The sequence below is a fragment of the Acinetobacter entericus genome, from assembly GCF_026168575.1.
Classification (GTDB): Bacteria; Pseudomonadota; Gammaproteobacteria; order Pseudomonadales; family Moraxellaceae; genus Acinetobacter; species Acinetobacter bouvetii.
Window position 1 is genome coordinate 1 of record NZ_JAPEQW010000071.1, and the last position, 3,434, is coordinate 3,434.

At 34.9% G+C, this 3,434-nt stretch carries 4 protein-coding genes, 1 pseudogene and 1 CRISPR repeat array; of the genes and pseudogenes, 1 reads left to right on the forward strand and 4 read right to left on the reverse strand.

From position 1 onward, the window contains the following. Positions 1 to 353: 353 nt before the first annotated feature. Complete coding sequence (locus OKC24_RS19220) at positions 354 to 662, reverse strand: hypothetical protein (RefSeq protein WP_131275635.1); 309 nt, start codon at positions 660 to 662, stop codon at positions 354 to 356. A gap of 209 nt (positions 663 to 871) precedes the next feature. On the opposite strand from OKC24_RS19220, the pseudogene OKC24_RS19230 reads away from it, so the two are divergent. Beyond that, positions 872 to 994: pseudogene (locus OKC24_RS19230) on the forward strand (transcriptional regulator); the annotation flags it as partial. Between the two features lie 228 nt (positions 995 to 1,222). After that, a CRISPR array of direct repeats spans positions 1,223 to 1,910; the repeat unit is 28 nt; unit sequence GTTCACTGCCGTATAGGCAGCTTAGAAA. A 114-nt stretch (positions 1,911 to 2,024) separates the two neighbouring features. Here the strand turns inward: OKC24_RS19230 and OKC24_RS19235 are convergent. From OKC24_RS19235 to OKC24_RS19245, 3 genes are all read right to left on the reverse strand, one after another. Continuing rightward, on the reverse strand, positions 2,025 to 2,720 hold the full coding sequence (locus OKC24_RS19235; protein WP_265466239.1) for a hypothetical protein: 696 nt from the start codon (positions 2,718 to 2,720) through the stop codon (positions 2,025 to 2,027). 9 nt (positions 2,721 to 2,729) lie between these two features. Beyond that, positions 2,730 to 2,951 carry an excalibur calcium-binding domain-containing protein gene (locus OKC24_RS19240; protein WP_265466240.1) on the reverse strand — a complete coding sequence of 74 codons (222 nt, stop codon included), beginning with the start codon at positions 2,949 to 2,951 and terminating at the stop codon, positions 2,730 to 2,732. A gap of 252 nt (positions 2,952 to 3,203) precedes the next feature. Beyond that, positions 3,204 to 3,434 (reverse strand): hypothetical protein (locus OKC24_RS19245; protein ID WP_265466241.1); only part of this gene is annotated, 231 nt, incomplete at its 5' end.

A 3,434-nucleotide genomic window follows, 5' to 3' on the forward strand; every position in this document is an offset into this window, starting at 1 on the left:
ACCTATGAAAATCGGGTGGGGATGATTTTTTTGTCGTGTGCAGAGAAGTATTTTAAATAAGATAGTATGGTTTTTTATTAAGTAAATAATAGACAACTTAACTGCCTACTGGAAAGCCATGAAACATCCATTGTATGCCCCATAAAATAGCTAGGATTAAAATTACGAAAAAGAAGATTTCTAATTTTTTCATTTTTTTAATATCCCTAAAATTAACATAATACACCTTATACAAAATGCTTGAAATTTAGACATAAGCATCTATATCTTAAATGAAACCATGATGGGGTTCAGCGCACTATCATGGTTTTTTTGTGATTAATTTATGTTCGGTGAGCGAGATTTAAGCAAATTCATAAAAACAAAACTGTAGCGCTAACGAGTAAAACTAAAGCAATGATTGTTAAGTAGCTAGCTAGTTTATTTAATTTTTCGCCTTCTGTTTTTTTACTAAAAAGTTTTGATAGCGGGTAATTCTTAACTGGCAGTTGACACCATGGATACCAAAAGCATAGAAAACCTAAAGTTCTCAGAATACCTTGTAAATTCACTTCTTCAAATAAAGCTATCAAGCTAGCTCCAACGCAGAACAGTCCTAGAAAAAATCCAAACCAAGATTTGATGAGGCGAGTGTCGTTAAAGTTTGTTGATAAATCGGTCATATTATATTTTATAAAATGTTATTAAGAATCATTATTAATAATATCAGATTAGCTATGTTTTTGAAAAATAATTATTATGTACATTATTTAGGTACTTATTAAGACCTCTTTATTCTAACTGACCTTTGAAATATTGCAAAGCGCGTATACATTCGTTATGTCTTGTCCCATAAAGAATATGACAAAGGTCATAGGAAGAATGGGTTAGTATGAATGCAATGATTAAACAGGCTTTAGATCACTGGCACTACGTTGCACCATTGCTTAGCAAGCCTAAAAATGAAGATGACTTCAATACACTTGTTGAGGCCTTGGATGACCTTTTGGATACTTTTTTCTAAGACAAAGCTTCAGGTACTTTCTCATTTGCACTTAGTGACTTTCATTTGAAAATTCAGTTATATTTATTCCGTGGTAAAAGACGATTTTACCCAATATTTTTTCTTTCTTTAATAGATTATTAAAATCAATAAGTTATATTTATGCTTGAAAAAATGGGTTATAACGTTGTTTTAGTATTAAGCTACTGTTATTAATCTAATTTTAAGTGTTAAATTAAGGTTCACTGCCGTATAGGCAGCTTAGAAAGTGAGGACGAGGTAGCCCATGATGAAACCAAGGTTCACTGCCGTATAGGCAGCTTAGAAATTATGAAAATAGAGCCGATGCCCTAAAAGACGGTTCACTGCCGTATAGGCAGCTTAGAAATTGAATCTTTACTTTCGGCGCTAGCTCAAATTGTTCACTGCCGTATAGGCAGCTTAGAAATCCGTGTAAAAGCGTTTGTAGCGCACGTGGCTGTTCACTGCCGTATAGGCAGCTTAGAAAAGCCCATAGCGAATATGATTTCCGCGTTCGTCGTTCACTGCCGTATAGGCAGCTTAGAAAAAACTAAAAAATGATCCAGAGACTGGAAAGCAGTTCACTGCCGTATAGGCAGCTTAGAAAGCACCGAGCGACCCATCATGCTGCAGTGACTGGTTCACTGCCGTATAGGCAGCTTAGAAAATGAATTGAATATCAGCCGCATGCATTACAGCGTTCACTGCCGTATAGGCAGCTTAGAAAGGACGACCAAATGCTTGCTCAAGACCCGTGCTGTTCACTGCCGTATAGGCAGCTTAGAAACAAAATTCACAACAACAGGATTCAGAAATGAAGTTCACTGCCGTATAGGCAGCTTAGAAATTCTATTTTTCCAATTAGATAAGTGCCTGCGCGTTCACTGCCGTATAGGCAGCTTATGAGGTAATTCCGCAAGTAAGGTCAGCTTAATATCTGTCACATTAACGCATTGTCAGAGTGCTTTAATGTTTCTGCAGATAAGTTTTTTTAAGAGGTAGAGCGCCGTGTGGTGCTTTACTAGTAGTCAATGTGGATTTCGTGTTCTGTTGAAGATTCCATTTCACAAAGCCGACGTGCCCATAAAGGCTTTATACCTTCATTAAGAAACATGAAACCCGCTATAAATAAAATAAGACTGTATAGAATTATAAGAGTGACATTACCAAAAGATATCTTTTGCAATAATAAAGCTTGTTGCTTTGTGTTTAATAAAGAGTAGTAAAAGTATGGTAATGCAGCAAGAAAACTAAAAAATAAGTAAATGAGAAATCCCACAGACCAATTTAGATGAATCCGCCAAGCTGGGAACCTGCCATCAAACTTTGGCAATTGTTTTTGATTGTCCCATGTTAGTAAGCTTTTTGTTGATTTATATCTTTGAATTGCTGTACCAACTTCCTCTCTAGTAAGTAAATAATGCGCCATTTGTTTAGAGCATGTTGAATCACCAATAGTTGCTTGTAATTGTAGTTCTGAAATATATGGATTAATAATTGATTTTAAGTCGTTATTACCATCGTAAAGATCTGCAATTTCAATTTCTGTTTTAAGTTTATCAATTAAGCGTTTTTTTGAAAGATCTCTTAGTTCAAAAAAGAAATAAAGTAGATCACGACCTTTATAAGCAATTAGAATAAATACAAATAAAACAATAACGAACGGAGAGGGATTCTCTAAAAAGAATTTTGTTGTTTCTAAAGCTTCTGGAACCATATCTATACCTTATCTTTTCTTCTTCGGGCACTTCTTACCATTTCCACCCGGCAAGCAATCACATGCTTGACCATCACCGTCGCGGTCTAAACTTTTCCAGCCAGTTTGTCCCGCCTTCTTTCTTTGCTCATACCATTTCTGTGCTTGCTGCTGTGTAGAAAAGTCAGCGCACTTTTTTGCATAAACTTGAATGGAAGTGAACCCCAAAACTAAAATAAGTAAAAATTTCATAAATTATTTTAAAGTCAAAACATTAGCCGAAGTCTATCAACTCTCAACTTGTTTGCTCAATGAATCTAGTTAGAAAGTCGTATAAAGCCCAGTTTAGTTGACAAATCCTAGTTTGAGTCTTAAAAGTTGGTTGACAAAACTTTAAAATAGTCCTAAATCAAACATTTATTTTATAAAAAACATAGTCATGGAAATATTATTAAAAATTTGTGGGGTATTGGCTGTTCTCGTTGTGCCAATTATATTGGCATTTTAAAATAATAGATTAGCGCATCTAAAACATTCAAAAGATAGCAAAGCTGAGGCTTTGAAACTAGCAGATGAGTTTGAATCTTCTGAGCTAGAAAAGCGTTCAACTTTGTATAAGGATAGGCTAGCCAAATCACTTTTTAACAATGACGCTCTTACATATAGTGAGGCTAAATTCTTTACCAAGTAGGCTTTGTTGCACAAACCTATCGTTAAGGGCTTATTCCACAATAT